Annotated in this window: 17 protein-coding genes; 13 read left to right on the top strand and 4 right to left on the bottom strand. The window is 59.8% G+C overall.

Annotation, left to right across the window (positions count from 1 at the left end):
* The first annotated feature begins 20 nt into the window (after nucleotides 1–20).
* The 10 genes from accB to ACAM27_RS04855 all read left to right on the top strand — a co-directional run bounded on the left by accB (nucleotide 21) and on the right by ACAM27_RS04855 (nucleotide 11298).
* Complete coding sequence (gene accB / locus ACAM27_RS04900) at nucleotides 21–491, top strand: acetyl-CoA carboxylase biotin carboxyl carrier protein (protein WP_023011259.1); 471 nt, start codon at nucleotides 21–23, stop codon at nucleotides 489–491.
* A gap of 18 nt (nucleotides 492–509) precedes the next feature.
* Complete coding sequence (gene accC, locus ACAM27_RS04895; RefSeq protein ID WP_011786857.1) at nucleotides 510–1856, top strand: acetyl-CoA carboxylase biotin carboxylase subunit; 1347 nt, start codon at nucleotides 510–512, stop codon at nucleotides 1854–1856.
* Between the two features lie 2 nt (nucleotides 1857–1858).
* The gene (gene prmA / locus ACAM27_RS04890) at nucleotides 1859–2755 is read left to right on the top strand and encodes a 50S ribosomal protein L11 methyltransferase (protein ID WP_022993098.1); all 897 of its coding nucleotides are present in this window, start codon (nucleotides 1859–1861) and stop codon (nucleotides 2753–2755) included.
* Between the two features lie 73 nt (nucleotides 2756–2828).
* Nucleotides 2829–4094 (top strand): DUF3426 domain-containing protein, encoded by a 1266-nt coding sequence (locus ACAM27_RS04885; RefSeq protein WP_369612642.1) that lies wholly within the window; start codon nucleotides 2829–2831, stop codon nucleotides 4092–4094.
* Nucleotides 4095–4302: 208 nt separating this feature from the next.
* A complete protein-coding gene (gene dusB / locus ACAM27_RS04880; RefSeq protein ID WP_114433830.1) occupies nucleotides 4303–5301 on the top strand; it encodes a tRNA dihydrouridine synthase DusB in 999 nt (332 codons plus the stop codon).
* A complete protein-coding gene (gene fis, locus ACAM27_RS04875; RefSeq protein WP_011786861.1) occupies nucleotides 5298–5615 on the top strand; it encodes a DNA-binding transcriptional regulator Fis in 318 nt (105 codons plus the stop codon). The genes dusB and fis overlap by 4 nt, the downstream gene beginning before the upstream one ends.
* A gap of 104 nt (nucleotides 5616–5719) precedes the next feature.
* Nucleotides 5720–7300 (top strand): bifunctional phosphoribosylaminoimidazolecarboxamide formyltransferase/IMP cyclohydrolase, encoded by a 1581-nt coding sequence (purH, locus tag ACAM27_RS04870; protein ID WP_014422717.1) that lies wholly within the window; start codon nucleotides 5720–5722, stop codon nucleotides 7298–7300.
* 22 nt (nucleotides 7301–7322) lie between these two features.
* Entirely contained in the window at nucleotides 7323–8609 is a 1287-nt protein-coding gene (gene purD / locus ACAM27_RS04865; protein ID WP_114433826.1) for a phosphoribosylamine--glycine ligase, read from the top strand.
* 103 nt (nucleotides 8610–8712) lie between these two features.
* A complete protein-coding gene (locus ACAM27_RS04860) occupies nucleotides 8713–9648 on the top strand; it encodes an alpha/beta fold hydrolase (protein ID WP_369612641.1) in 936 nt (311 codons plus the stop codon).
* Nucleotides 9649–9726: 78 nt separating this feature from the next.
* The gene (locus ACAM27_RS04855) at nucleotides 9727–11298 is read left to right on the top strand and encodes a cation:proton antiporter (protein WP_369612640.1); all 1572 of its coding nucleotides are present in this window, start codon (nucleotides 9727–9729) and stop codon (nucleotides 11296–11298) included.
* Here the strand turns inward: ACAM27_RS04855 and senA are convergent.
* The 3 genes from senA to ACAM27_RS04840 form a co-directional block, all read right to left on the bottom strand.
* Nucleotides 11268–12602, bottom strand: a complete 1335-nt coding sequence (gene senA / locus ACAM27_RS04850; RefSeq protein WP_199454036.1) for a selenoneine synthase SenA — start codon at nucleotides 12600–12602, stop codon at nucleotides 11268–11270. The genes ACAM27_RS04855 and senA overlap by 31 nt on opposite strands.
* A 295-nt stretch (nucleotides 12603–12897) precedes the next feature.
* Nucleotides 12898–16008, bottom strand: coding sequence for an efflux RND transporter permease subunit (locus ACAM27_RS04845; protein WP_369612639.1), 3111 nt, complete (start codon nucleotides 16006–16008; stop codon nucleotides 12898–12900).
* Nucleotides 16008–17183 carry an efflux RND transporter periplasmic adaptor subunit gene (locus tag ACAM27_RS04840; protein WP_369612638.1) on the bottom strand — a complete coding sequence of 392 codons (1176 nt, stop codon included), beginning with the start codon at nucleotides 17181–17183 and terminating at the stop codon, nucleotides 16008–16010. The genes ACAM27_RS04845 and ACAM27_RS04840 overlap by 1 nt, the downstream gene beginning before the upstream one ends.
* A 220-nt stretch (nucleotides 17184–17403) precedes the next feature.
* Here ACAM27_RS04840 and ACAM27_RS04835 point away from each other — a divergent pair, with 220 nt between their 5' ends.
* On the top strand, nucleotides 17404–18012 hold the full coding sequence (locus ACAM27_RS04835) for a TetR family transcriptional regulator (RefSeq protein WP_014422725.1): 609 nt from the start codon (nucleotides 17404–17406) through the stop codon (nucleotides 18010–18012).
* 7 nt (nucleotides 18013–18019) lie between these two features.
* Here ACAM27_RS04835 and ACAM27_RS04830 read toward each other — a convergent pair whose 3' ends face one another.
* The gene (locus ACAM27_RS04830; RefSeq protein WP_222196568.1) at nucleotides 18020–19837 is read right to left on the bottom strand and encodes an SLC13 family permease; all 1818 of its coding nucleotides are present in this window, start codon (nucleotides 19835–19837) and stop codon (nucleotides 18020–18022) included.
* A 261-nt stretch (nucleotides 19838–20098) separates the two neighbouring features.
* Here ACAM27_RS04830 and ACAM27_RS04825 point away from each other — a divergent pair, with 261 nt between their 5' ends.
* Complete coding sequence (locus tag ACAM27_RS04825) at nucleotides 20099–21481, top strand: sigma-54 dependent transcriptional regulator (protein ID WP_222196567.1); 1383 nt, start codon at nucleotides 20099–20101, stop codon at nucleotides 21479–21481.
* Nucleotides 21478–22539 carry a transporter gene (locus tag ACAM27_RS04820; protein ID WP_222196566.1) on the top strand — a complete coding sequence of 354 codons (1062 nt, stop codon included), beginning with the start codon at nucleotides 21478–21480 and terminating at the stop codon, nucleotides 22537–22539. The genes ACAM27_RS04825 and ACAM27_RS04820 overlap by 4 nt, the downstream gene beginning before the upstream one ends.
* Nucleotides 22540–22542 lie beyond the last annotated feature (3 nt).

The following is a 22542-nucleotide window of genomic DNA, read 5'->3' as shown; positions in this document are numbered from 1 at the left end:
GAAACGGGACTGGAATAGTTATGGATATTCGCAAAATCAAGAAACTCATTGAGCTCCTTGAGGAATCAGACGTCGAAGAACTGGAGATCCAGGAAGGCGACGATTCGGTTCGCATTTCCCGCCGTCGCGAGCCCGCCGCCGGTGGACATTACGTCAGCCATTACGCGGCACCAGCCCCCCAGGCCGCTGCGCCGGCTCCGGCCCCCGCGGCCGATGCCGCCCCGTCTGCGGAATCCTCGGCTCCGGCAGCCCCCTCGGGGCACGCCGTGAAATCCCCGATGGTTGGCACCTTCTACCGTGCGCCGTCCCCCACCGCCAGCTCCTTTGTTGAAGTGGGCCAGAAAGTTAACGTGGGTGACGTGATCTGTATTGTTGAAGCCATGAAGATGATGAACCAGATCGAAGCCGACAAGGCCGGTACCGTTACCGAAATCCTGGTCGAAAATGGCCAGCCGGTTGAGTTTGACCAGCCCCTGGTCGTCATTTCCTGAATTCGGTGATTGCTAACCATGGCCATGTTAGAAAAAGTTCTGATCGCAAACCGCGGTGAAATCGCCCTGCGTATTCTCCGCGCGTGCAAGGAGCTGGGCATCAAGACCGTTGCGGTACATTCCCAGGTAGACCGCGACCTGATGCACGTTCGCCTTGCCGACGAATCTGTCTGCATTGGCCCAAACAGTGCCACAGACAGCTACCTCAATATCCCGACCATCATCAGCGCCGCTGAAGTGACCGATTCGGTGGGTATCCACCCCGGTTACGGTTTCCTGGCCGAGAATGCCGACTTCGCTGAGCAGGTCGAGAAAAGCGGTTTCCGCTTTATCGGCCCCCGTGCAGAGACCATCCGCCTGATGGGTAACAAGGTGTCCGCCATCGAAGCCATGAAAAAGGCCGGCGTACCCACCGTTCCCGGCTCCGACGGCCCGCTAACGGACGACGACGAACGCACCCTCAAGCTGGCGAAGCAGATTGGCTACCCGGTGATGATCAAGGCGGCCTCTGGTGGTGGTGGCCGAGGCATGCAGGTGGTGCACTCTGAAGCCGCCCTGCTGAAAGCAGTACAGATCACCCAGAGCGAAGCCAAGAATGCCTTCGGCGATCCCACCGTGTATCTGGAGAAGTTCCTGGAAACCCCACGCCACGTGGAAGTCCAGGTTCTGGCCGACATGCACGGCAACGTCATCCATCTGGGTGACCGGGACTGCTCCATGCAGCGCCGCAACCAGAAGGTCATTGAAGAAGCGCCGGCGCCAAACATCAACCAGGAATCCCGCGAGCGAACGCTCAAGGCCTGCGTGGATGCCTGCAAGGAAATCGGCTACGTCGGCGCCGGCACCTTCGAATTCCTGTATCAGGACGGCGAGTTCTACTTCATTGAAATGAACACGCGGGTACAGGTTGAGCATCCGGTCTCTGAGATGGTCACTGGTGTGGACATTGTGCGCGAGCAGCTGCGTATTGCCAGCGGTCTGCCACTGCAATACAGTCAGGACCAGATCCACATTTCCGGCCATGCCATTGAATGCCGGATCAACGCCGAAGACCCGAAAACCTTCGTGCCCAGCCCTGGCAAGATCAGTCATTTCCACGCTCCTGGCGGCAACGGCATCCGCGTGGATTCCCACCTTTACAGCGGCTACACCGTACCGCCGTATTACGATTCCCTGGTGGCCAAACTGATCACCTGGGGCGACGACCGGGAGATCGCCCGCCGGCGCATGAAGAATGCGCTGGACGAAATGCTGGTCGAGGGCATCAAGACCAACCAACCCCTGCATCGAAAACTGGTACGCGATGGTGGCTTTAAACAGGTAGACTTCACCATCCACTACCTTGAGAAACTGATGCGGGATTAACCATGCCCTGGATACAACTCCAGATTCCAGCTGATCCGGACACTGCGGATCAGCTGGAAGATCTGTTAATGGAAATGGGCGCCGATGCCGTTTCCATGGAAGACGCCGCCGACCAGCCGCTGTACGAGCCCGACCCGGGCACCACCCCCCTCTGGAGCCAGACCACCGTCACTGGCCTTTTCCAGTCTGATCGCAATATCGAACAGTTACTGGCGGAGATTCGCGACGCCTGGCACCAGCAGACCCAACAGTCTTTGGCCGACATTGACGTTACCCTGGTGGAAGACAAGGACTGGGAGCGGGCCTGGATGGACGACTTCCACCCGCTGCAGTTCGGTGAACGCCTGTGGATTGTGCCCAGCTGGCACGAGGCGCCAGACCCGGACGCCGCCAACCTGTTGCTCGACCCCGGCCTGGCTTTCGGCACCGGCACCCACCCGACCACCGCGCTGTGCCTGGAATGGCTTGACGGCCAGGATGTCGCGGGCAAGCAAGTGACCGACTACGGTTGTGGCTCCGGCATTCTGGGCCTGGCCGCCCTGTTACTGGGGGCAGAACATGTCGTTGGCGTCGATACCGATCCCCAAGCCCTGGAAGCCAGCCGTGACAACGCCCGCCGGAATGGCGTTGAAGATAACCGCCTGGATTTGTACCTGCCCGGCAACGATCCGGACACCCGAGCCGATATCATGTTGGCCAATATCCTTGCCCAGCCGCTGATCGGCCTGGCACCGAGACTGGCCGAACTGACCAGGCCCGGCGGGGATCTGGTACTGTCCGGCATCCTGTTCAATCAGGCCCGTGACGTGATGGAAGCCTATGAGCCCTGGTTCATCATGGACGAACCGGAACAGAAAGAAGACTGGATACGCCTCACAGGACGGCGCAAGGACGGATGACGACACAGGCGTTTATGTCTAAACTGCCTCCATCGTAGTGATCGACCAGAGATCGAGCTTTCAGGAACGAAGCATGACCCAGAGCAGCCTGCAGACCCAATGCCCCAACTGTGAGACCCGTTTCCGGGTAACAGACGAACAGCTGAGCGTCGCCAGGGGCAAGGTACGCTGCGGGAACTGCATGAAGATTTTCAATGCGGTCGAACACCAGGTGGTCTCTGGCAAAGATAATGCCGGGGCCCGCCCGTCGCCCTCATCATCTGGCTCTGAAACCGGAGCACCCAGGCCCGGCCGGTTCGACGATGAAGAGGAACTGATCTTTGCGGACAACCCCGAGGAAGATGCCACCGAAGGCCGCTATGCCGGCAGCAAACTGACGTTCTCAGATGATGAGCTCAGCGACAGCTTCCGCAATTTCGACGAGCCCGAGGAATCCAGCTTCAGCGACGACGACCTGACGCCGGAAAACCAGAATATCGACGAGAGCTGGGCCGAAGCCATGCTCAACGACGACGAGCCCGCGAAGCCATCGGCTCAGCCAGAATCAGCGAAGCCTCAGCGCCCAGCCCCGGCGCAGCCCGAACCGGAACAGGAATCGCCTCAGACGTCCCCTGCTGCCGAAACACGGCCGGAGCCGCTTCGCCGTGAGGACAGCGAGTCCGATGAAACAACCCTACCCGCCAAGGAGACCTCTTCAGCGGAGCCGTCCACGGAACCGGATATCACGGACCTCAGCCTGGCGGATGACGATCGCGTGGGCGACCCGATTGTCAGCCGTACCCGCAAGCAAGCGGCGCCAGACACCCTCTACCATGACCTGCGACGGGATCCTGTATCCGTCGGTAACAGCGGAGGCCGGCTCAGAACCGTATTCTGGGCACTGGCGGTGCTGTCCCTGTTGGGCGTACTGATTGCCCAGGTTACCTGGTACCAGTTTGACCGGCTTTCTGCCATCCCCCAGCTCCGACCGCTCTACGAGAAGGGCTGCGAGATTGCCGGATGCGAACTCAAACCCCTGGTGAATGTCGAGGCTATCCAGAGCCGTAAACTGGTGGTGCGTACCGACCCGGAGAACCGGGATCAACTCATTGTCGATGCCGTGATTCTCAACCGCGCCGGCTTTGAGCAGCCGTTCCCGGCGATAGCTCTGACCTTCTCCAACCTCAATGGCGATGTGGTGGCCCAAAGCACCTTTACGCCAGAAGAGTACCTGGCCGGTGAGGCCGCAGAACTTGCCAGCATGCCGGTAGAGACGCCGGTGCGGATCGCCATCCGGATACGCGATCCCGGACGGGATGCCGTCAACTACAACCTGAGCTTTCGTCCCTGGGCGCCTTGATGCGAATCAATAGCCTTCGGGCCGACAGTTGACAGCGCAAAAGTCAACCAGAAAGCGCGAAAAATAATCAGTTTTTTAACGCTTTCGCCCCTTCAATCAGCTTGCCCCCGGCGGTATCATTACCGCCCTTCGGAGACCGGAGCGGTCAGAAATTGAACAACCGCTCCAGCCGAATTTTGCTCAACCCGCTGTGACACGGACTCAGATCATGCTGCCAACGGCAAAAATCGGGCCGTACACCCTGCCCAACCCGCTGATTGTTGCACCCATGGCCGGTGTAACCGATCGCCCTTTCCGGCTTTTATGCCGGCGAATGGGGGCCGGGCTGGCGGTATCGGAAATGGTCATAGCGGACAGCAAGCTCTGGCATACGCGTAAATCCCGGACTCGCCTGAATCACGAAGGCGAACCGGAGCCCAGATCGGTCCAGATAGCCGGCGGCGACCCCGAGATGCTGGCCGATGCAGCCCGGCAAAACGCTGAATTCGGCGCTCAGATCATCGACATCAACATGGGATGTCCGGCCAAGAAAGTCTGCAACAAGGCCGCCGGTTCGGCCCTGATGAAAGACGAGAAGCTGGTGCGGGAAATTCTGGAAGCCGTGGTGAAGGCGGTAGATGTACCGGTGACCCTGAAAATGCGAACCGGCTGGGACAGAGACAACCGCAATGCTCCGGTCATCGCCAGGATGGCGGAAGATGCCGGCATTCAGGCTCTGGCCGTACACGGCCGTACCCGCGCAGACAAATACAACGGCGACGCGGAGTACGACACCATCGCAGAGGTCAAGGCCAGCGTTGGCATACCGGTGTTCGCCAACGGCGACATTACCACGCCGGAGAAGGCCCGGCAGGTACTCAGCCATACCGGTGCCGACGGCTTGCTGATTGGCCGGGGTGCCCAGGGCCGGCCCTGGATTTTCCGGGAGATTCTTCATTATCTGGAAACCGGAGAACACCTGCCCCAACCGCCCATGGATGAAGTAGAGCGCATTCTGGCCGGGCACCTGGAAGAACTGCACCGTTTCTACGGCGAATTGATGGGCGTGCGTATCGCCAGAAAACACGTGGGCTGGTATCTGCAGGCCCATGATGACAGCAAACAGTTCCGACAACGCTTCAACGCCATCGATGATGCGCTGGAGCAGAAAGACAGCATCGCACAGTATTTTGCAGGCTTACGAAATGGAGAGGTATTCGCAGCATGACCGCTGAGACTTTGGCAAATCAATCCCTAAGCACCCCGGCCAACGATGATCTGCATCAGTTGCACACGGTAAACCACAGCGGCAACAGCGTCACCCTGCGTGACAGCGTAGAAGTTGCCCTGAAGAACTACTTTGAGCAACTCGATGGCGCGCCGGTTACCGACGTGTACCAACTGGTACTGTCAGAAGTGGAAGCCCCGCTGCTGGAGCAGGTGATGAAATACACCCGCAACAACCAGACCAAGGCCTCCACCATGCTCGGGCTGAATCGCGGCACCCTGCGCAAGAAACTCAAGCAATACGGTCTGCTATAATCAGACCTGACCCCACAAGGGCCTCCCGGATGCGTTCGCGAGGCCCTTGTTATTTGCACCCAGGCTTACAATCCGGCTTATCTGACCAGCGAAGAAAGTGACCCATGGCAAACCAGGCAAACACCCCCGTCCGTCGCGCCCTGATCAGCGTGAGTGATAAAACCGGCATCGTCGATTTCGGCCGTGCCCTCACCGAACGCGGCGTCGAGCTGCTCTCCACCGGCGGAACCTTCCGCCTGCTCAAGGAAAACAACGTACCGGTCACCGAAGTGTCCGATTACACCGGTTTCCCGGAAATGATGGATGGCCGGGTCAAAACCCTGCACCCGAAAATCCACGGCGGCATTCTGGGCCGGCGTGGCACCGACGATGCCATCATGGCTGAGCACGGAATCAATCCCATCGACATGGTGGTGGTGAACCTGTATCCGTTCGAGGACACCGTGGCCAACCCGGACTGCGACCTGGCCACAGCCATTGAAAACATCGACATTGGCGGCCCCACCATGGTTCGTGCCGCCGCCAAGAATCACAACGATGTTGCCATTGTCGTGAACGCCTCCGACTACAACCGCGTTCTGAAAGAACTGGCGGACAACGACGGCGAGCTGACCTACAGCACCCGCTTCGACCTGGCCGTGAAGGCCTTCGAGCACACCGCCGGCTACGACGGTGCTATTGCCAACTATCTGGGCGGGCGCACCCCGGATAACGACAACGCCGACTTCCCCCGCACCTTCAATGCCCAGTTCGTGAAAGTTCAGGATATGCGCTATGGGGAAAACCCGCATCAGCGCGCTGCCTTCTACGCCGAGCGCCACCCGAAGGAAGCCTGTGTCGCCACCGCCAAACAGCTTCAGGGCAAGGAACTGAGCTACAACAACGTAGCCGACACCGATGCGGCGCTGGAGTGCGTCAAACCCTTCGCCGACCCGGCCTGCGTCATCGTCAAGCACGCCAATCCCTGTGGCGTGGCCATCGGTGCCGACATACTGCAGGCCTACGACCTGGCCTTTGCCACCGACCCGACGTCGGCCTTTGGCGGCATCATCGCCTTCAACCGTGAACTGGATGCGGCGACCGCCAAGGCCATTGTGGATCGCCAGTTCGTGGAAGTGATTATCGCCCCGAGCGTTGCGCCGGAAGCAGTCGAGATTGTTGCCGCCAAGAAGAACGTACGCCTGCTGGCCTGCGGCGAATTCGACGGTGAACGCGCCCAGACCATGGACTACAAGCGCGTCACCGGCGGCCTGCTGGTGCAGGATCGCGACCTGGGCATGGTGGCCATGGAAGACGTGAAAGTGGTCACCGAACGCCAGCCCACCGAGCAGGAACTAAACGACCTGCTGTTCGCCTGGGAAGTGGCCAAGTACGTTAAATCCAACGCTATCGTCTATGCCAAAGCCGGCCGCACCATCGGCGTCGGCGCCGGCCAGATGAGCCGCGTCTACAGCGCCAAGATTGCAGGCATCAAAGCCGCCGACGAAAACCTGGAAGTGAAGGGTTCCGTCATGGCCTCGGATGCGTTCTTCCCGTTCCGTGACGGCATCGACGCCGCGGCCGAAGCCGGCATTACCGCCGTGATTCAGCCCGGCGGCTCCATGCGCGACCAGGAAGTGATCGATGCCGCCAACGAGCATGGCATCGCCATGGTCTTCACCGGCATGCGCCATTTCCGTCACTGATCAAAGAACTCAGGAGTAACACATGAACATTCTGGTTATTGGCAGTGGCGGACGTGAGCACGCCCTAGCGTGGAAAGCCGCCCAGTCACCGCAAGCGGATAAAGTGTTTGTCGCACCGGGTAACGCCGGCACCGCCCGGGAACCGAATCTGGAAAACGTCGACCTGGACGTCATGGACCTGGACGGCCTGGCCAACTTCGCCGAGCAGAACAACGTCGGCCTGACCATCGTTGGCCCGGAAGCCCCGCTGGTGGCCGGCGTGGTGGACAAATTTGAAGCCCGCGGCCTGCGCATCTTCGGTCCCAGCGCTGGCGCCGCCCAGCTGGAAGGCTCCAAGGCCTTCACCAAGGACTTCCTGGCCCGCCAGAAGATTCCCACCGCCGACTACGCCAATTTCACCGATGTCGACGAGGCCCTCGCCTACGTGCGTGAAAAAGGCGCACCCATCGTGGTCAAAGCCGACGGCCTGGCCGCCGGTAAAGGTGTAATCGTCGCCATGACCCTGGCAGAAGCCGAAGATGCCATCCGCGACATGCTCGCAGGCAACGCCTTTGGCGATGCCGGCAGCCGCGTGGTGGTGGAAGAGTTTCTGGACGGCGAAGAAGCCTCCTTCATCGTGATGGTCGACGGCAAGAACGTACTGGCCATGGCCACGTCCCAGGACCACAAGCGCGTAGGCGACGGCGACACCGGCCCCAACACCGGTGGCATGGGAGCTTATTCTCCCGCCCCGGTGGTCACTGCCGATGTGCACCAGCGGATCATGGACGAGGTGATCTACCCCACGGTCAACGGCATGGCGGCGGAAGGCCACCCGTACAAGGGTTTCCTGTACGCCGGCCTGATGATCGATACCAGCGGTGCACCCAAGGTCATTGAGTTCAACTGCCGCTTTGGCGATCCGGAAACCCAGCCGATCATGCTGCGCATGAAGTCCGACCTGGTGGAACTGTGCCAGGCCGCCGTGGATGGCAAGCTGGACGCGTGCGATTCCGAGTGGGATGAACGCGCCTCTGTCGGCATCGTACTCGCTGCCGGTGGCTATCCCGGCAGCTACGACAAGGGCGATGCCATCTCCGGCCTGCCGGACGGTGAAACAGAAGGTGAGAAGGTCTTCCACGCCGGCACCAAACTCAACGGCGACGACGTAGTCACTGCCGGGGGCCGCGTGCTCTGCGCTACCGCTCTGGGTAACACCGTCACCGAAGCCCAGCAACGAGCCTATGAGCTGGCAAAGAAAATCAGCTGGAACGGCATGTTCTACCGCAACGACATTGCCTACCGGGCCATTGCCCGGGAGCAGAGCTGAGGCTCCGGCTCGTTGAGTAACAGCGTCAGCCCGGTCATTGACCGGGCTTTTTTATGGGTTAGTGTGGGCATTCAATAATAGTCATAACGAAAAGGAGTTCCCTGTGCGCCGTACTCACCTGAAGCTGTTCCTGCTGCTGACCGTTACCCTGCTGGTCAGCGCCTGCTCCCGCCAGAGCATCTACGAAAACGCCATAGACTGGGAACGCTCAAGCGCCGGCCTGAAGGCCGCACAGGTCACCGTTGGCGATCTGGACATTGCCTATCTTCGCAGTGAAGAACCGGTCGATGGCGACACTCTGGTTCTGATCCACGGCTTCGGCGCCAACAAGGATAACTGGACCCGTCTGGCCAAAGAGTTCCAGGGTGAGTTCAACATCTATGCCCTCGATCTGCCAGGCCATGGCGACAGCAGTAAACCCCTGGACATCGGCTACCGTTTTGAGGATCAGGTAGATTACGTCCACCAGATACTGAAGGAACTCGGGGTGGAACGCTTCCACATGATGGGCAACTCCATGGGCGGTGCCATCACTGCCCTCTACGCTGCCACCCATCCAGAACAGGTTCACACAGCCGTACTGTTCGACCCTGCCGGTATCTTCGAATATGAAAGTGAGCTGGTGGACCTGGTCATGAATGGCGACAACCCGCTCATCCCGAAACGGGAAGGCGATTTCGACCGCCTGCTGGACTTCGCTCTGGAAAAACGCCCTTTCGTGCCCTGGCCGATCTTTGATGTGATGGAAGAAAAGGCCATCGCCAACCGGGAAGTCAACGAAGTCATTTTCCGGGCCATCCGAGACACCGGCTTCGAGCCGGATTTCCGCAACGCCATCACCAACATCCAGGCGCCGGTTCTGGTGGTCTGGGGCAAACTCGACCGGGTAATTGACTATCGCAATGCCGATGTCTTTGTCGAAGCTATCCCGAACGCGCGCAAGGCCATTCTCGATGATATCGGCCACGCGCCGATGGTGGAGGCGCCGGAGGAATCGGCAGCCCTGTTCCGGGACTTTCTTGCCGACCGGCAGCCCTGAAACCATTCGCCACTACAGCTAGGCCCGAAAAAAAGGTAGGCTTCAGAGCTTTGGATTCCGTCGTCAGAAGATTCGCCCATGCCTGAAGCCATCTGGATAAGTTTTGCCTTTGTTATCGGCCTTCTCGTCAAGGGAATCGGTTTGCCTCCGCTGGTTGGCTATCTGGCCGCCGGCTTTGTGCTCAGCGGCCTCAGCGCGACTACCAGCATCACCGCAGAGCCCACCGATGTACTGGCCCACATTGCTCATCTTGGCGTTTTGCTGCTCTTGTTTACAGTCGGCCTGAAGCTGAAGCTACGCTCCATTGTCAGCCCGGAAGTCATCGGCGGCAGTCTGCTCCACTTCGCGATTACCTGTGTGGTGTTTGCCCCCGGCCTCTACCTGCTTTTTGACCTGGACTGGACGACGGCCCTGATGCTGGCGATCGCCCTGTCCTTTTCCAGCACCGTACTGGCCGCCAAGGTACTGGAAAGCAAACGGGAACTCAGAGCCTTCCACGGCCGGGTCGCTATTGGCATATTGATTATGCAGGATCTGATTGCACTGGTGGTGATGAGTCTCGCGGCCGGCAAAACACCCTCAGAATGGGCCGTCATTGTATTCGGCCTTCCGTTGCTCCGGCCGCTGCTTTACAGGCTGCTGGATGCCAGCGGGCACGACGAACTGCTGGTACTGCTCGGGCTTCTGCTGGCCCTGGTGGTTGGTGGCCTTGGGTTTGAGGCCGTGGGTCTGAGCTCGGAATTGGGTGCATTGGTGTTCGGTGCCATGCTGGCCAACCATCCCCGTTCCCAGGAACTGGCCAAGTCTCTTTGGAGCGTGAAAGAAATCTTCCTGGTTGGTTTTTTCCTGCAGATCGGCATTGACGGCCTGCCAGACCAGCAAGCTCTGATCTTTGCGGCAGTAGCAGCCTTGCTCTTGCCACTCAAAGGCATCCTGTTCTACTTCCTGCTGCTGGCTTTCCGCCTGCGGGCTCGCAGTAGCTTCCTCACCTCGCTGTCACTCACAAACTACAGTGAATTCGGGCTCATTGTCGCCAGTGTTGCCCTGCCAGAATGGCTGGTTCCGCTGGCGATATCGGTTTCCCTGTCGTTTGTATTTTCGGCGCCGCTCAACCGGTTTTCCCACAGTATTTACGAGCATGTTGCCCACAAGCTGGTTCGTTTCGAGAGTCAGAAACGTCATCCTGATGAGCAACCTATCTCGCTGGGTACTACACGGGTTCTGGTGATGGGCATGGGGCGAACAGGCACTGCAGCTTACGATTGGCTTGCGCCCCATGAAACGCGAATCATGGGGATCGACTCAGACCCTGCCAAAACCGAGAAACACCAGAACGATGGGCGCAATGTCGTCTTTGCAGACGCCGAAGACACCACCTTTTGGGAAGGTCTGCACATGCCGGAACTCAACTCGGTGGTGCTGGCAATGAGTGACATCGAAGGCAAGCTTATCGCCGCGCGGATGCTGCGCAAGCTCGGCTTCGAGGGCTATATCGTGGCGCACACCATGTATGCCGATGAAGCCGTAAAAATTCGCGAAGCTGGCGCCAATGATGCCTACCTCACGATGAGTGAGACCGGTGTGGCCCTGGCAAGTCACCTTATGGACAAATCAGGAATTCAGGCGGCGCAGGTGCGGAACCCGGTGTAAACATCACTGCGAAACGGCAGATACGCCTGCCGGTAGGTGCCACGGATCAGGTTGGATGAGGTGGCACAACTGCCGCCCTTGGTGACTTTGTGCGTGGCAAACTGCAGGGTCGACATGAACGGGTACATATCTACCTTGAAGCCGTCATAGGGCAGGAACTCGTTGCTGGTCCATTCCCACACCGAACCCACCATCTGCCGGCAGCCAAACGGGCTATCGCCGGCCGGGTAATCCGACACCGGGTTGCGAGCCATGGACCGGGCATCCATATCCGCCTTCACAGCGTCCGGTGACTCGTTGCCCCAGGGAAAACGCCGGAACGGCTCACCAGGTTTGTTACCGAGCGCGGCCACTTCCCATTCATACTCGGTCGGCAACCGCCGCCCGGCCCAGGTACAGAAGGCTTCCGCCTCCCAGTAGCTGACATGGGTAACCGGAGCGTCTGGCTGCAACGGCAGCCAGCGGTCGAACACCCGTACCTGCCACTGTTCGTCATGCCACCGCCAATACTGCGGATGTCGGGGCAGCCGCATCATTGGCTCGCCAACCCCATAGATCAGGTTGACGTCCTGCTCCGATTCCAGCCACTTGCGGCCGCCGAACGACCAGAGTTCGGGACGCCTGTAACCATCATCGTCTACAAACGCCTGGAATTCTCCGTTGCTCACCAGCGTGCGACTGATGGCAAACGCCGGCAGCTCTACCTCAAAACGGGGCTTCTCGGCATCAAAGGCAAAGTCTTCGGTCGCGTACTGTTGCGACTCACCGGGCATGCCAATAACCCAGCGACCGGCCGGGATCTGAGCATCACCGCTGATCGACTCGCCCGGAGCAGGCCGATCACCTTTGTAATCCAAAGGCGCCGGATAGCCGACTGTCTGCCGACACCAGATGAGCGACTCGATGTGCATGTTCTGGTGGTAGATGGCGTAGCGGTACAGGTACAGCTCCCGGTCAGTGAGCTCCCGGGACTGAATCCGCTCCGCGACCCGGTCGTAGATGGTATTGAAATACTGAAGCGTGGCCTCCCGGCCGGGAAACAGATCACGGCGCCAGCGATCCTTGTGATCGACATGGAATGAATCCCAAAGGTCATCCATGGAGGGATCGTAGCTCGGTGTTCCGTCCAACAGGTTGAAGACAAAGACCTCGTAGAAAAACGCTGAGTGGCCCATTTCCCAGAGTGGCGGATTCACACCCGGATGATACGGGACCTCGAGCTTGTCTTCCGGTAACGACACAATCAGGCTCTCGGTGCGGACGCGAGCCTGTTCCAGTTCATCCAGAAGCTCTTTTTTGTTCATGGTTAGACCTTATCTCTCTCAGCCTGAAACCTCGGTGCAGGAGCAAGTTCCGAGAGGCTTTCCAAAAAGCGCTCCTGCCGGCACATCCATGTGTCGCTTATGTTCCGCCATCCATGGCTCCACAAATTTTTGGAAAGCCTCTCGGAACTTGCTCTTCATACGCCTTAGATAGACGAGAGTATCAAACAAAAATCCGCCGCCGGTAGTCACCGACGACGGTTATCTCTTTATGACGACGATAGCCTGCCCCGATTCAGCTCACTCGCAGTTGGCAAGCAGGGCGCAAAAACTGCGATCAGGCGGCTTTGCGTTTGCGCCGCCAGTCCGCCAGGTCTTCGATCAGCTTGTAGAACAAGGGCACGAAGAACAGGGCCAGGGTACTGGCCACCAGCATGCCGCCAACCACCACGGTACCGATTTCCTGCCGGCTCACGGCACCCGCGCCGGTACTGAATGCCAGCGGCAGGGAACCCACGATGAACGTCAGCGCGGTCATCATGATCGCCCGGAAGCGCTGACGGGCTGCGGTGCTGGCGGCCTCGAACGAACTCATGCCCGTTTGCCGGTTCTGGGCGGCGAACTCAACGATCAGAATCGCGTTTTTCGCCGCCAGGCCAATCAGCACCAGCAACCCTACCTGGAAGTAGATGTCGTTGGGGAAGCCACGCAACAGCGAGGCCAGTGCCGCCCCGAATACCCCGAAGGGCACCGCGGTAGCCACTGCCACCGGCAGACCCCAGCGCTCGTATTGGGCGGCGAGGATCAGAAACACCAGCAGCAGCCCCATGCCAAAGGCGAGGGTGCCGGAGTCCGCAGAGTCCTGCAGCTGATAGGCTTCACCGGTCCAGCCCAGCAACGTGTTTCGGTCAAACTGCTGATTGGCAACTTCCTGCAGCGCGGTCAGGGCTTCGCCCGTGGTGTGGCCCGGCATCGGGTCCGCAAGCAGTTTGGCCGCGGGGTAGACGTTAAAGCGGTTCAGGATGTCCGGTCCGCTCACCCGCTCCAGCTCCACGAGTGAGCTCAGGGGAATCATCTCCCCGTAGGAGGAACGCACAAACACCTTGCGCAGGTCATCCGGGTGGCTTCGGAATTCGCCTTCAGACTGCAGCGTCACCTGCCAGTTTCGCCCCTGCAGGGTAAAGTCGTTTACATACAGGCCGCCAAACGTGCTCTGCATGGTGGTGAAAATCTGATCCACCGGCACACCTGCCGCCTGGGCCTTCTCCCGGTCAACAATCGCCTGATAGCGGGGAATACCGGTATCCAGGGTCACCCGGACGTTGGTCAGTTCCGGGCGCTGGTTGGCGGCCTGGGTGAACCGGTCCGCCATCGCCTTGATCTCGGAAGGTGTGCGGCCACCACGGGCCTGGATGTAACCTTCCACACCGCCGGTGGTCGACAGCCCCTGGATCGGCGGCGGGGTAAAGGCAATGACAAAGGCTTCGGGCATACCAAACCCGATACCCATAATCTTGTTGGCAATATCGGCCGCGCCCTGGCCTTCGCCTTCCCGCTCAGCCCAGTCCTCCAGCGTTACGAACGCGACACCGCTGTTGGTGCGCAAGGCACTGGAAATAATGTCAAAACCGGCAAAGGCGACAACGTCTTTCACCTCAGGCAGCTGCAGCATGTTCTGCGCCAGCTCGTCCCGGGTGGCTTCGGTGCGGCTGAGAGATGAGGTGGCCGGCAATGAATAAGCCGTCAGCACAAAGCCCTGGTCCTCCTGGGGGACCAGCCCGGACGGCATCTTGTTGAGCAGGAAAACGGTGCCACCGATCATGGCTGCGAACAGCAGTACGCCGATCACGGCGTGGCGCAGTAGCCAGTCCACAACCGCCGAAAAACCGTTGGTGAGCTTGTCGAAACCGGCATCGAACCAGCGGAATACGGTGAGCTGTTTGCCTTCATGGCCGAGCAACAGGGCGCACATGGCAGGCGTCAGCGTCAGGGCGACGACACCGGAGATCACCACAGATACGGCAATGGTGATAGCAAACTGCCGATAGAGTTCACCACTGAGCCCACCCAGGAACGCAACCGGTGCAAACACCGCCACCAGCACCAGGGTGGACGCCACCACGGCTCCGGATACCTGGCTGACCGTGGTCACGGCGGCATTGTAGGGCGACATGCCCTCTTCCTTGATCAGCCGTTCTGCGTTCTCCATGATGATGATGGCGTTATCCACCACCACACCGATGGCCAGTATCAAGCCAAACAGGGTCAGCAGGTTGACCGAGAACCCCATGGCCTGCATGCCGGCAAACGTGCCCACCAGGGATACCGGAATCGCGATCAATGGAATCAGGGTGGCATTGAAATGCTGCAGGAACAGGAAAGTCACCACAACCACCAGCAGAACCGCAACGATGAAAGTCGAGATCACCTCCTGAATGGAGATATCAATGAAGCGGGTGGTGTCGTAGGGTACATTGTATTCGAGGCCTTCCGGGAAACGGTCGGCAATTTCCTTCATGGCTTCGTTCACCGCTTCCGCAGCATCCAGCGCATTGGCGCCCGGCTGCAGATACACACCCATCGGCACCGTGGCTCCGCCGTTATAGATGGCGGCGAAATCATAGTTCTGGGCGCCCAGCTCTATCCGTGCCACATCTTTCAGGCGCAACGACGCGCCCTGGTCATCACTGCGAAGAATCACTTCGCCAAATTCTTCCGGGCTGGTGAGCCGGCCCGGAGCGGACACGCTGAAGGTGAACGCCTGGCCTTCCGGCGCCGGCTCTGCCCCAATCCGGCCAGCTGCAAACTGGGCATTCTGGGCCCGCAAGGCGCCAGCCACATCCGCGGGTGTCAGCTCGAACTGGGCCAGTTTGTCCGGGCGCAGCCAGATACGCATGGAGTAATCCTGGGCGCCAAACAAAGAGGCGTCCCCGATGCCGGGCAGGCGTACCAGCTCATCCAGCACGTTCAGCAACGCGTAGTTGGAAATCTCCACCACATCCATGGAGTTGTCCGGTGAGGACAGGGTAATCACCTGCAGGATTGAGGTGGAACGGGATTCCACCTTCAGACCCTGGTCCCGGACGGTCTGAGGCAACCGGGCCAAAGCCTGCTGCACACGGTTGTTGACGTTGATCGTAGCCTGGTCCGGATCGGTGCCGATTTCAAACGACACCGTCACCCGAAAGCTGCCGGAGTCAGTGGCACTGGATTCCATGTAGATCATGTCGTCCACGCCGTTGATTTCCTGCTCAAGCGGCGCCACCACCGAATCGGAAATCACATCGGCACTGGCTCCCGGGAAGCGGCCGTCCACCACCACCTGAGGCGGCACCACGTTGGGGTACTGTTCAACCGGCAAACCCAGCAGGGCCAGCGCACCACCAAGGGTAATGATGATCGAGATAACCGAGGCGAAAATCGGCCGGTCGATGAATGTTCGCAGCATCAGTTGGCCTCCTCCGGGCTATCCGGATTCGTGACGTTAACGGCGGCGCCATCACGGAGGTTCACCAGACCACTGACAATATAACGATCGCCCGCATCCAGGCCGCTCAGGAGGATCTGCCGGCCATCACTCACCGGCCCAAGCTCCACCTCCCGGACCCGGGCTTTGCTGTCGTCATCAACCACATAGACCACAGGGCCATGCTGCCCCTGGGTTACCGCCCTCTCGGGCACGGTTATCACATCGTCAAAACTCTGCAGTTCCACCCGCACCCGGACAAACTGCCCCGGTACAATCACTTGCTCCGGATTCGGGAACACAGCTCGGGCGGACACCGTGCCGGTGCGGGGGTCAAGGGTTGAAGCGGTAAAGTCGATGCGTCCATCCAGGTCGTATTCGCTGCCGTCCGCCAGAACCAGGCGCGCCGAGACATTCTGTTCCTGATCTGCCCGTACCATGCCCTCACGGGCAGCACGGCGAATGTTGGCGTCGTTTTCCGGAAGCGCAAAGCGAACGTGAACGGGATCGAGCTGAACAATGGTGGTCAGCAAGGTGCCGGTATCGATCAGGCTACCCTCCGGAAAATCCTCCAGACTGGTCACGCCGCTGATCGGCGCCGTGACATCGGTGTAGCCGAGATCCAGTTCAGCCTGGGCCACGCCGGCATTGGCCACCGCCAGGTTGGCCCGGGCCAGTTCCAGTGCAGACTGGGCTGAATCCCGATCCCGTTCACTGACGGCGTTACGCTCAAACAAGGAGGAAATACGGTTCCATTCCCGCTCCGCTTGCTGAACATCCGCCTCGGCAACCTGGCGCTGGGCCCGGGCTCGCTGCAGTGCCGCCGCTGCGGGCTTGCGATCTATGCGGAACAAGGCATCACCTTCCCGCACCATCTGGCCTTCTTCGTATAGCCGCTGTTCCAGAATGCCGCTGATGCGAGCCCGGACTTCCACCTCCCGGGCACCCCGGGCACGGCCGGCGTAATCCTGCCTCACCGTGACATCGGCCAGCGTCGCCTGTTGCACCACAACCGCCGCCGGAGGCATCCCGCCCGCGCCGGCCTGCTGGCCTTCACCATCCTGACCGCTGCACCCCGTTAGCATCAGCAGTATCGACAAACCAGCAAAAAGCAGCCCCTTGCGGGCGTTAGGGCGATGAGACATTTCAACGGGCATGGCGCGCTCTCCTGAACACCGAAACAGATCGTGTCATCAATTATGTAAATGTGTCCGGGCCAGCCAGCCCGGAGTGGCAATCGGTAAGATCAGGCAAGATACATTCATCCATGTATGTATGTAAACTGTCTTCAGGTATACTTACGTAGTTCCCGCAAGCGGTTCATACCCTGACGGGCCGGGACAAAGCCGGCGCAACACACCACCGGAAGACTTCATCATGGCGAGAAAGACAAAAGCCGAGGCGGAAGCCACCCGCGAATCCCTGCTCGATGCCGCCGAGAGCATGTTCATGGAGAAAGGCGTTGCCCGGGCATCGCTGGAAGAAATTGCCCGTACCGCCGGTGTAACCCGGGGCGCGGTCTACTGGCACTTCCGCAACAAGCAGGACATCCTGGATGCCATGCTGGAGCGGGTTCGCGCGCCGCTCGGCGAAATGCTCGATGAAGCGGCCATCAGCCAGGACAGCCTGACCAACCTGAAGCATCTCTGCGTTATCGCTCTCAGCAAGCTGGCCGAAGACGAACAGTACTTCCGGGTGTACTACATCCTCTTCCACCGCAACGAATCTGATCAGGCGCTGAACAAACACCGGGAGCTCGCGGAAGAGGGAATTGCCTTTGTGACCGACATTTTCCGCAGTCCTGAAAACGCGAAAAAACTGCGTCCGGGCCTGAGCCCGGAACTGGCGGGCTATCTGGTGCATACCCAGATGCTGGGACTGTTTTTCGACTGGCTGGCCAAACCTGAGCGCCTTCCCCTGGCCGAGGTTGCACCGATACTGGTGGAAACCGTTTTCAGTGGTCTGCTGGGTGAGCCGGAAGCCTGAGCTCCAGTCAGCCCCATACCCAAAGAATAACCGGCACCGCCGTGGCGGTGACCACCACAGACAGTGGCAACCCCAGGCGCCAATAATCGCCGAACCGGTAACCCGCGGGTTCCATGACCAGCGCATTGGATTGATGCCCTATCGGGGTCAGAAACGCGCAGGATGCGCCAATGGCGACGGCCATCAGCGTTGCGTCCGAAGACAGCCCCAATTGACCAGCAACGCCCAGGGCAATAGGTGCGACCAGAATGGCCGCCGCGGCATTGTTCACCACATTGGATAACAACATGGTGCCAATCAGAATAATCGACAGCACCAGCCAGGGCGCCTGTCCCTCACCGATGGCCAGAATCTGACGGGCGATAAGATCGGCGCCGCCGGTGGTCTCCAGGGCCTGCCCCACCGGAATCATCGCCGCCAGCAATACCACCACCGACCAGTCGATGGCCTTGTAGGCATCACTGGCTTCCAGCAGTCCGGCCAGCACCATGGCGACCGCACACGCCACCAGCGCAACGGGAGGCGTCACCCAGCCGGCGACAATAACGAGGATGGCAACGGCAAACAGCCCACCGGCCAGTCCGAGGCGTTTCTCCCGGCCAAACGCCAGCCCCCGCTCAGCCAGCGGCAGACAGCCCAGCGTCCTCAGATTAGCCGGAAGAGTCTCCTCGAAGCCCTGCACCAGCAGGATATCACCGGAACGAAAACGGATATCCGCCAGCCGCTGTTTGAGACGGTGGCCCTGCCGGGCGACGGCCACGACGTTGACACTGTAGCGCTCCCGAAGATTCAGACGGTTTGCGGTACGGCCGACCAGTTGTGAACCGGGCGTCACAACCGCCTCGATCAAGCGGGCATCGCCGGCAATCAGCTCATCCTCCGCCTGTTGCCGACGCCCTTTGCCTTCGGTGCCATCCTTCTCTACTTCCTCGTTCGGCGCGCCCGAAGCCAACGTCAGACCGGTGATCTCCAGAAACTCGCCCAGACTCTCAGTATCGGCTTCCACCAGCAGGACATCATTTTCACGCAGAATGGTAAAGGTTGAGGGTGCCGGCGTTGTTTTGTCATCGCGGATCAACGACAAGACCACCAGATTGTTCTGGCTGTCTCCGGCCGTCAGCAGGTTGTGCAGGGTGCTACCGGCATAGTCAGAACCTTCGGTCAGTTTCAGCTCCGTCAGGTAATCACCCACGCTGAACAGTTTCTCGCCGGCGGCCGGGTCCTCCCGTTTCGGTGTCAGGCGCCAGCCGATCAATCCGATAAAGACGATACCCGCCAGGGTAATTGCCAGCCCCACGGGCGCAAAGTCAAATAGCCCGAAGGTGCCCGCCTCTCGATAGCTGGCAATGATGATGTTGGGCGGGGTACCGATCAGCGTAATGGTGCCGCCCAGCAGCGACCCGAACGCCAGAGGCATGAGCAGCAGTGAAGGCGACCGTCCGGCTTCCCGGGACATCCAGATGGCGACCGGCATCAGAAGCGCCAGTGCCCCCACATTGTTGATAAATGCCGAGCACACGGCCACCACGAGGGTCAGGGTCAGCACCTGAATCACGGCATTGTTCCCTACCCGGGCCAGCAGCCGCGCCACCTCGTCTACCACACCACCGTTAACCAGCCCCTGGCTGATAACCAGCACCGCCGCCACTGTAATCACGGCCGGGTGCCCGAAACCGGCGAATACGCTGTCAACCGGCACCAGTCCCGCAATGGCCACCGCCAGCAGCGCCAGCATGGCGACAACATCAAACCGCAACCGGTTCCAGATAAACGCTGCCAGGGTGACAAGCAGAACGGCAAATACAATCCATTGATCCGCTACCATGCCCCTCGACTTCCTCCATAACCGTCAATAAGTTTTACAGATCGAGCCCGCGCCAGCTCGGGAACCATTAGCAAGCATCTGTATTAACGGGATTACCCGATTCTGGTGCAAAACCTGCTATCGATCAGCTGAGACATTACCTGCATGGAAGCCCAGGCAGGTCACAGGGTCGTGGTCGACTATAGCAGTTCCCGCAGCAGTCCCCTCTCGTTTTCGAATACAGCGTTGTCGGTTGTTCAGTCCCTTTGCCGGAGCAAAGCTATGGAACAGAAACGACCGCTTGTCTGGTTGTCGGCGGCCCCTGATGCTGAAAACACACAGCTTCCCAACCTTCCTGGCTGGCAGATGACCGTCATCAATAGTCAGCATGCCCCCGTGCTCCCAATGCCCGACTACCTGGGCAAACCCGTTGGGGTCTGTGTTCTCGCCGACCAGGGCCCACCCACCCTGGAAAACACCAAAGGCTGGCTGGAAATGCTACCGGTAACCACCTGGTTGGCGGTGGTCGGGCGACAGCAACTGAACAACGCGATGGTGTGCCGCCTGATCCGCGACTACTGCCAGGATTACCACACTCTTCCACTGGATCATCAACGACTGATCAATAGCCTTGGCCATATGTGGGGCATGCACGCCCTGAGCGCGAACCTGACTGGCCCGGAACTGCTCAGTTACCAGGACTATGTACTGGATGGTCCGTCACCGGCTATTCGTCAGGCCCGCAGCCTGTTGCGACGCTTTGCCGCAACTCAGGAACCCGTCATCGTCTACGGGGAAAACGGCACCGGCAAGGAGGCAGCAGCCCGGTTTATCCATGAACACTCGCCGCGCCACCATGGCCCCATAGCGGTCATCAACTGCGCCGCGCTACCCGAGCCCCTGACCCAGAGCGAACTGTTCGGCCATGAGCGCGGTGCCTTCACGCACGCACTGAAATCCAGAAAAGGCCGTATCGAAGCCGCCAACGGCGGCTCCCTGGTGCTATTGGGTGCCGATGAGCTTGGCCTTATGCAGCAATCTGCCATCCTGCGCTTCCTGGAGGAAGGCACAATCGAACCCGTGGGCTCGAATCATGCCGTGCAAGTCGATGTGCGGGTGATCGCCACCTGTAATACCCAACTGGACCAGAAAGTCGCAGAGGGCAGCTTCAGAAGCGACGTGTTCTATCGGCTTGGCAACCTCACGGTAACCCTGCCACCGCTCAGAGACCGTCTGGAAGACCTGCCATATCTGGCCCAACGGGCCCTGGGCACATCGGAGGGAGAACACTACCGGCTTGGCAACGCCACCTTGCTGGCCATGGCCGCACATTCCTGGCCGGGTAATCTGCGGGAACTGCAGAACCGGCTTCGGCAGGCCGTTCTGCTTGCCCGACAGTTAAACATCCAGCCCGAAGACTTGGGGCTGCCTCCGGCCACATTACCCACACACATCGACCAGTTCAGCCTGGAGGCCTACCGGGCCCGGGCCGACCAGGAAGCCATCGCGACCAGCCTTGCCCTGACGCATCACAACGTCTCGGCGGCGGCGAGACTACTGAATATTTCCCGAGTGTCGTTTTACCGACTGCTGGAAAAACACCAGCTGCAACCACCGTCGAACCACGGCCTTTCCAAGAAACGCGATCATGGAGATCTGTCATGAAACGTCTGGCCCTGTTCAGCTTCAGCCTATGCCTTACTCCGCTTGCCCTGGCCGAACCTCCTGCTCCGGATGAACGCACCGCCGGAACCACCGAGCAGCGGGAAGCCGCGGCCCAAGACAGCGCCACCACGATTGCCTCCATTACCGCAGACCGGGGTATCGTCACCCGGCCCGGGCGATTTACCATCGAGCCATCGTTTTCCCATGCCCACAGCAACGCCACCCGCGTGGCGGTTGAGGGATACACAGTCATTCCGGCCCTGTTGGTGGGTTTGATCAATATCTCCGAGATCCAGCGCGATATCTTTGTCAGCGCGCTGTCCCTGAAATACGGTTTCACCAGCCGGCTGGAAGGCAGCCTGCGGGTGCCCTACCTGAGCATTCGGGAAGACCTTCGGGAACGGGAAGTGTTTCAGGGAACGCCAGTCGATACCGTCCGGGAATCGTCCGGTGATGGCATCGGTGATGCCGAGTTATCGATACGTTACCAACTCAACGATGGCCTCAATGGCTGGCCTTATCTGATCGGTACTTTCCGGGCCCGGGCGCCCACCGGCGAAGGCCCCTACGATGTCGACCAGCGAATCATTACCGACAGCAGCGGCAACCCCATCGGGGTAGAGCTGGCCAACCGCCCCACCGGCTCAGGCTTCTGGGCGGTGGAACCGGGACTGTCCTTTATCTACCCGAGCGACCCGGCAGTTCTGTTCGGAAACCTGAGTTACGCCTGGACTATCAAGGAAGAGCAGGGCTTTGAAAACGGTGGCACCGTCGACCCCGGCGATGTGGTGCGATTCGGCTTCGGAATGGGCTTTGCGTTTAATGAACGCACTTCGTTCAGCCTGGGCTATGATCACTCAGTCATTCGCAAAACCACCTTTGAACATGGCAACGACCTGTTCTCGTCCAACTTCGACCGAATTCAGGTGGGTTCACTGTCTTTTGGGCTGTCGCACCGGCTTTCGTCCTCAACCACCATGAGCCTGACGGTGGCGGTGGGAGTCACCGACAACGCACCGAACAGTGAGATCACCCTCAAGCTACCGATCAATCTCTGAAAC

Source organism: Marinobacter sp. RI1, from assembly GCF_041155085.1.
Lineage (GTDB): Bacteria > Pseudomonadota > Gammaproteobacteria > Pseudomonadales > Oleiphilaceae > Marinobacter > Marinobacter nauticus.
This window is presented reverse-complemented; position numbering and strand designations above follow the sequence as displayed.

Excerpts from the sequence above, each read along its gene's own strand:
- ACAM27_RS04835 (WP_014422725.1), top strand. The coding sequence starts at position 17,404 with ATGGCGAGAAAGACAAAAGCCGAGGCGGAAGCCACCCGCGAATCCCTG.
- prmA (WP_022993098.1), top strand. The coding sequence starts at position 1,859 with ATGCCCTGGATACAACTCCAGATTCCAGCTGATCCGGACACTGCGGAT.
- purH (WP_014422717.1), top strand. The coding sequence starts at position 5,720 with ATGGCAAACCAGGCAAACACCCCCGTCCGTCGCGCCCTGATCAGCGTG.
- ACAM27_RS04885 (WP_369612642.1), top strand. The coding sequence starts at position 2,829 with ATGACCCAGAGCAGCCTGCAGACCCAATGCCCCAACTGTGAGACCCGT.
- ACAM27_RS04845 (WP_369612639.1), bottom strand. The coding sequence starts at position 16,008 with ATGCTGCGAACATTCATCGACCGGCCGATTTTCGCCTCGGTTATCTCG.
- ACAM27_RS04830 (WP_222196568.1), bottom strand. The coding sequence starts at position 19,837 with ATGGTAGCGGATCAATGGATTGTATTTGCCGTTCTGCTTGTCACCCTG.
- ACAM27_RS04820 (WP_222196566.1), top strand. The coding sequence starts at position 21,478 with ATGAAACGTCTGGCCCTGTTCAGCTTCAGCCTATGCCTTACTCCGCTT.
- dusB (WP_114433830.1), top strand. The coding sequence starts at position 4,303 with ATGCTGCCAACGGCAAAAATCGGGCCGTACACCCTGCCCAACCCGCTG.
- accB (WP_023011259.1), top strand. The coding sequence starts at position 21 with ATGGATATTCGCAAAATCAAGAAACTCATTGAGCTCCTTGAGGAATCA.
- accC (WP_011786857.1), top strand. The coding sequence starts at position 510 with ATGGCCATGTTAGAAAAAGTTCTGATCGCAAACCGCGGTGAAATCGCC.
- ACAM27_RS04825 (WP_222196567.1), top strand. The coding sequence starts at position 20,099 with ATGGAACAGAAACGACCGCTTGTCTGGTTGTCGGCGGCCCCTGATGCT.
- purD (WP_114433826.1), top strand. The coding sequence starts at position 7,323 with ATGAACATTCTGGTTATTGGCAGTGGCGGACGTGAGCACGCCCTAGCG.
- ACAM27_RS04855 (WP_369612640.1), top strand. The coding sequence starts at position 9,727 with ATGCCTGAAGCCATCTGGATAAGTTTTGCCTTTGTTATCGGCCTTCTC.
- ACAM27_RS04840 (WP_369612638.1), bottom strand. The coding sequence starts at position 17,183 with ATGCCCGTTGAAATGTCTCATCGCCCTAACGCCCGCAAGGGGCTGCTT.
- fis (WP_011786861.1), top strand. The coding sequence starts at position 5,298 with ATGACCGCTGAGACTTTGGCAAATCAATCCCTAAGCACCCCGGCCAAC.
- senA (WP_199454036.1), bottom strand. The coding sequence starts at position 12,602 with ATGAACAAAAAAGAGCTTCTGGATGAACTGGAACAGGCTCGCGTCCGC.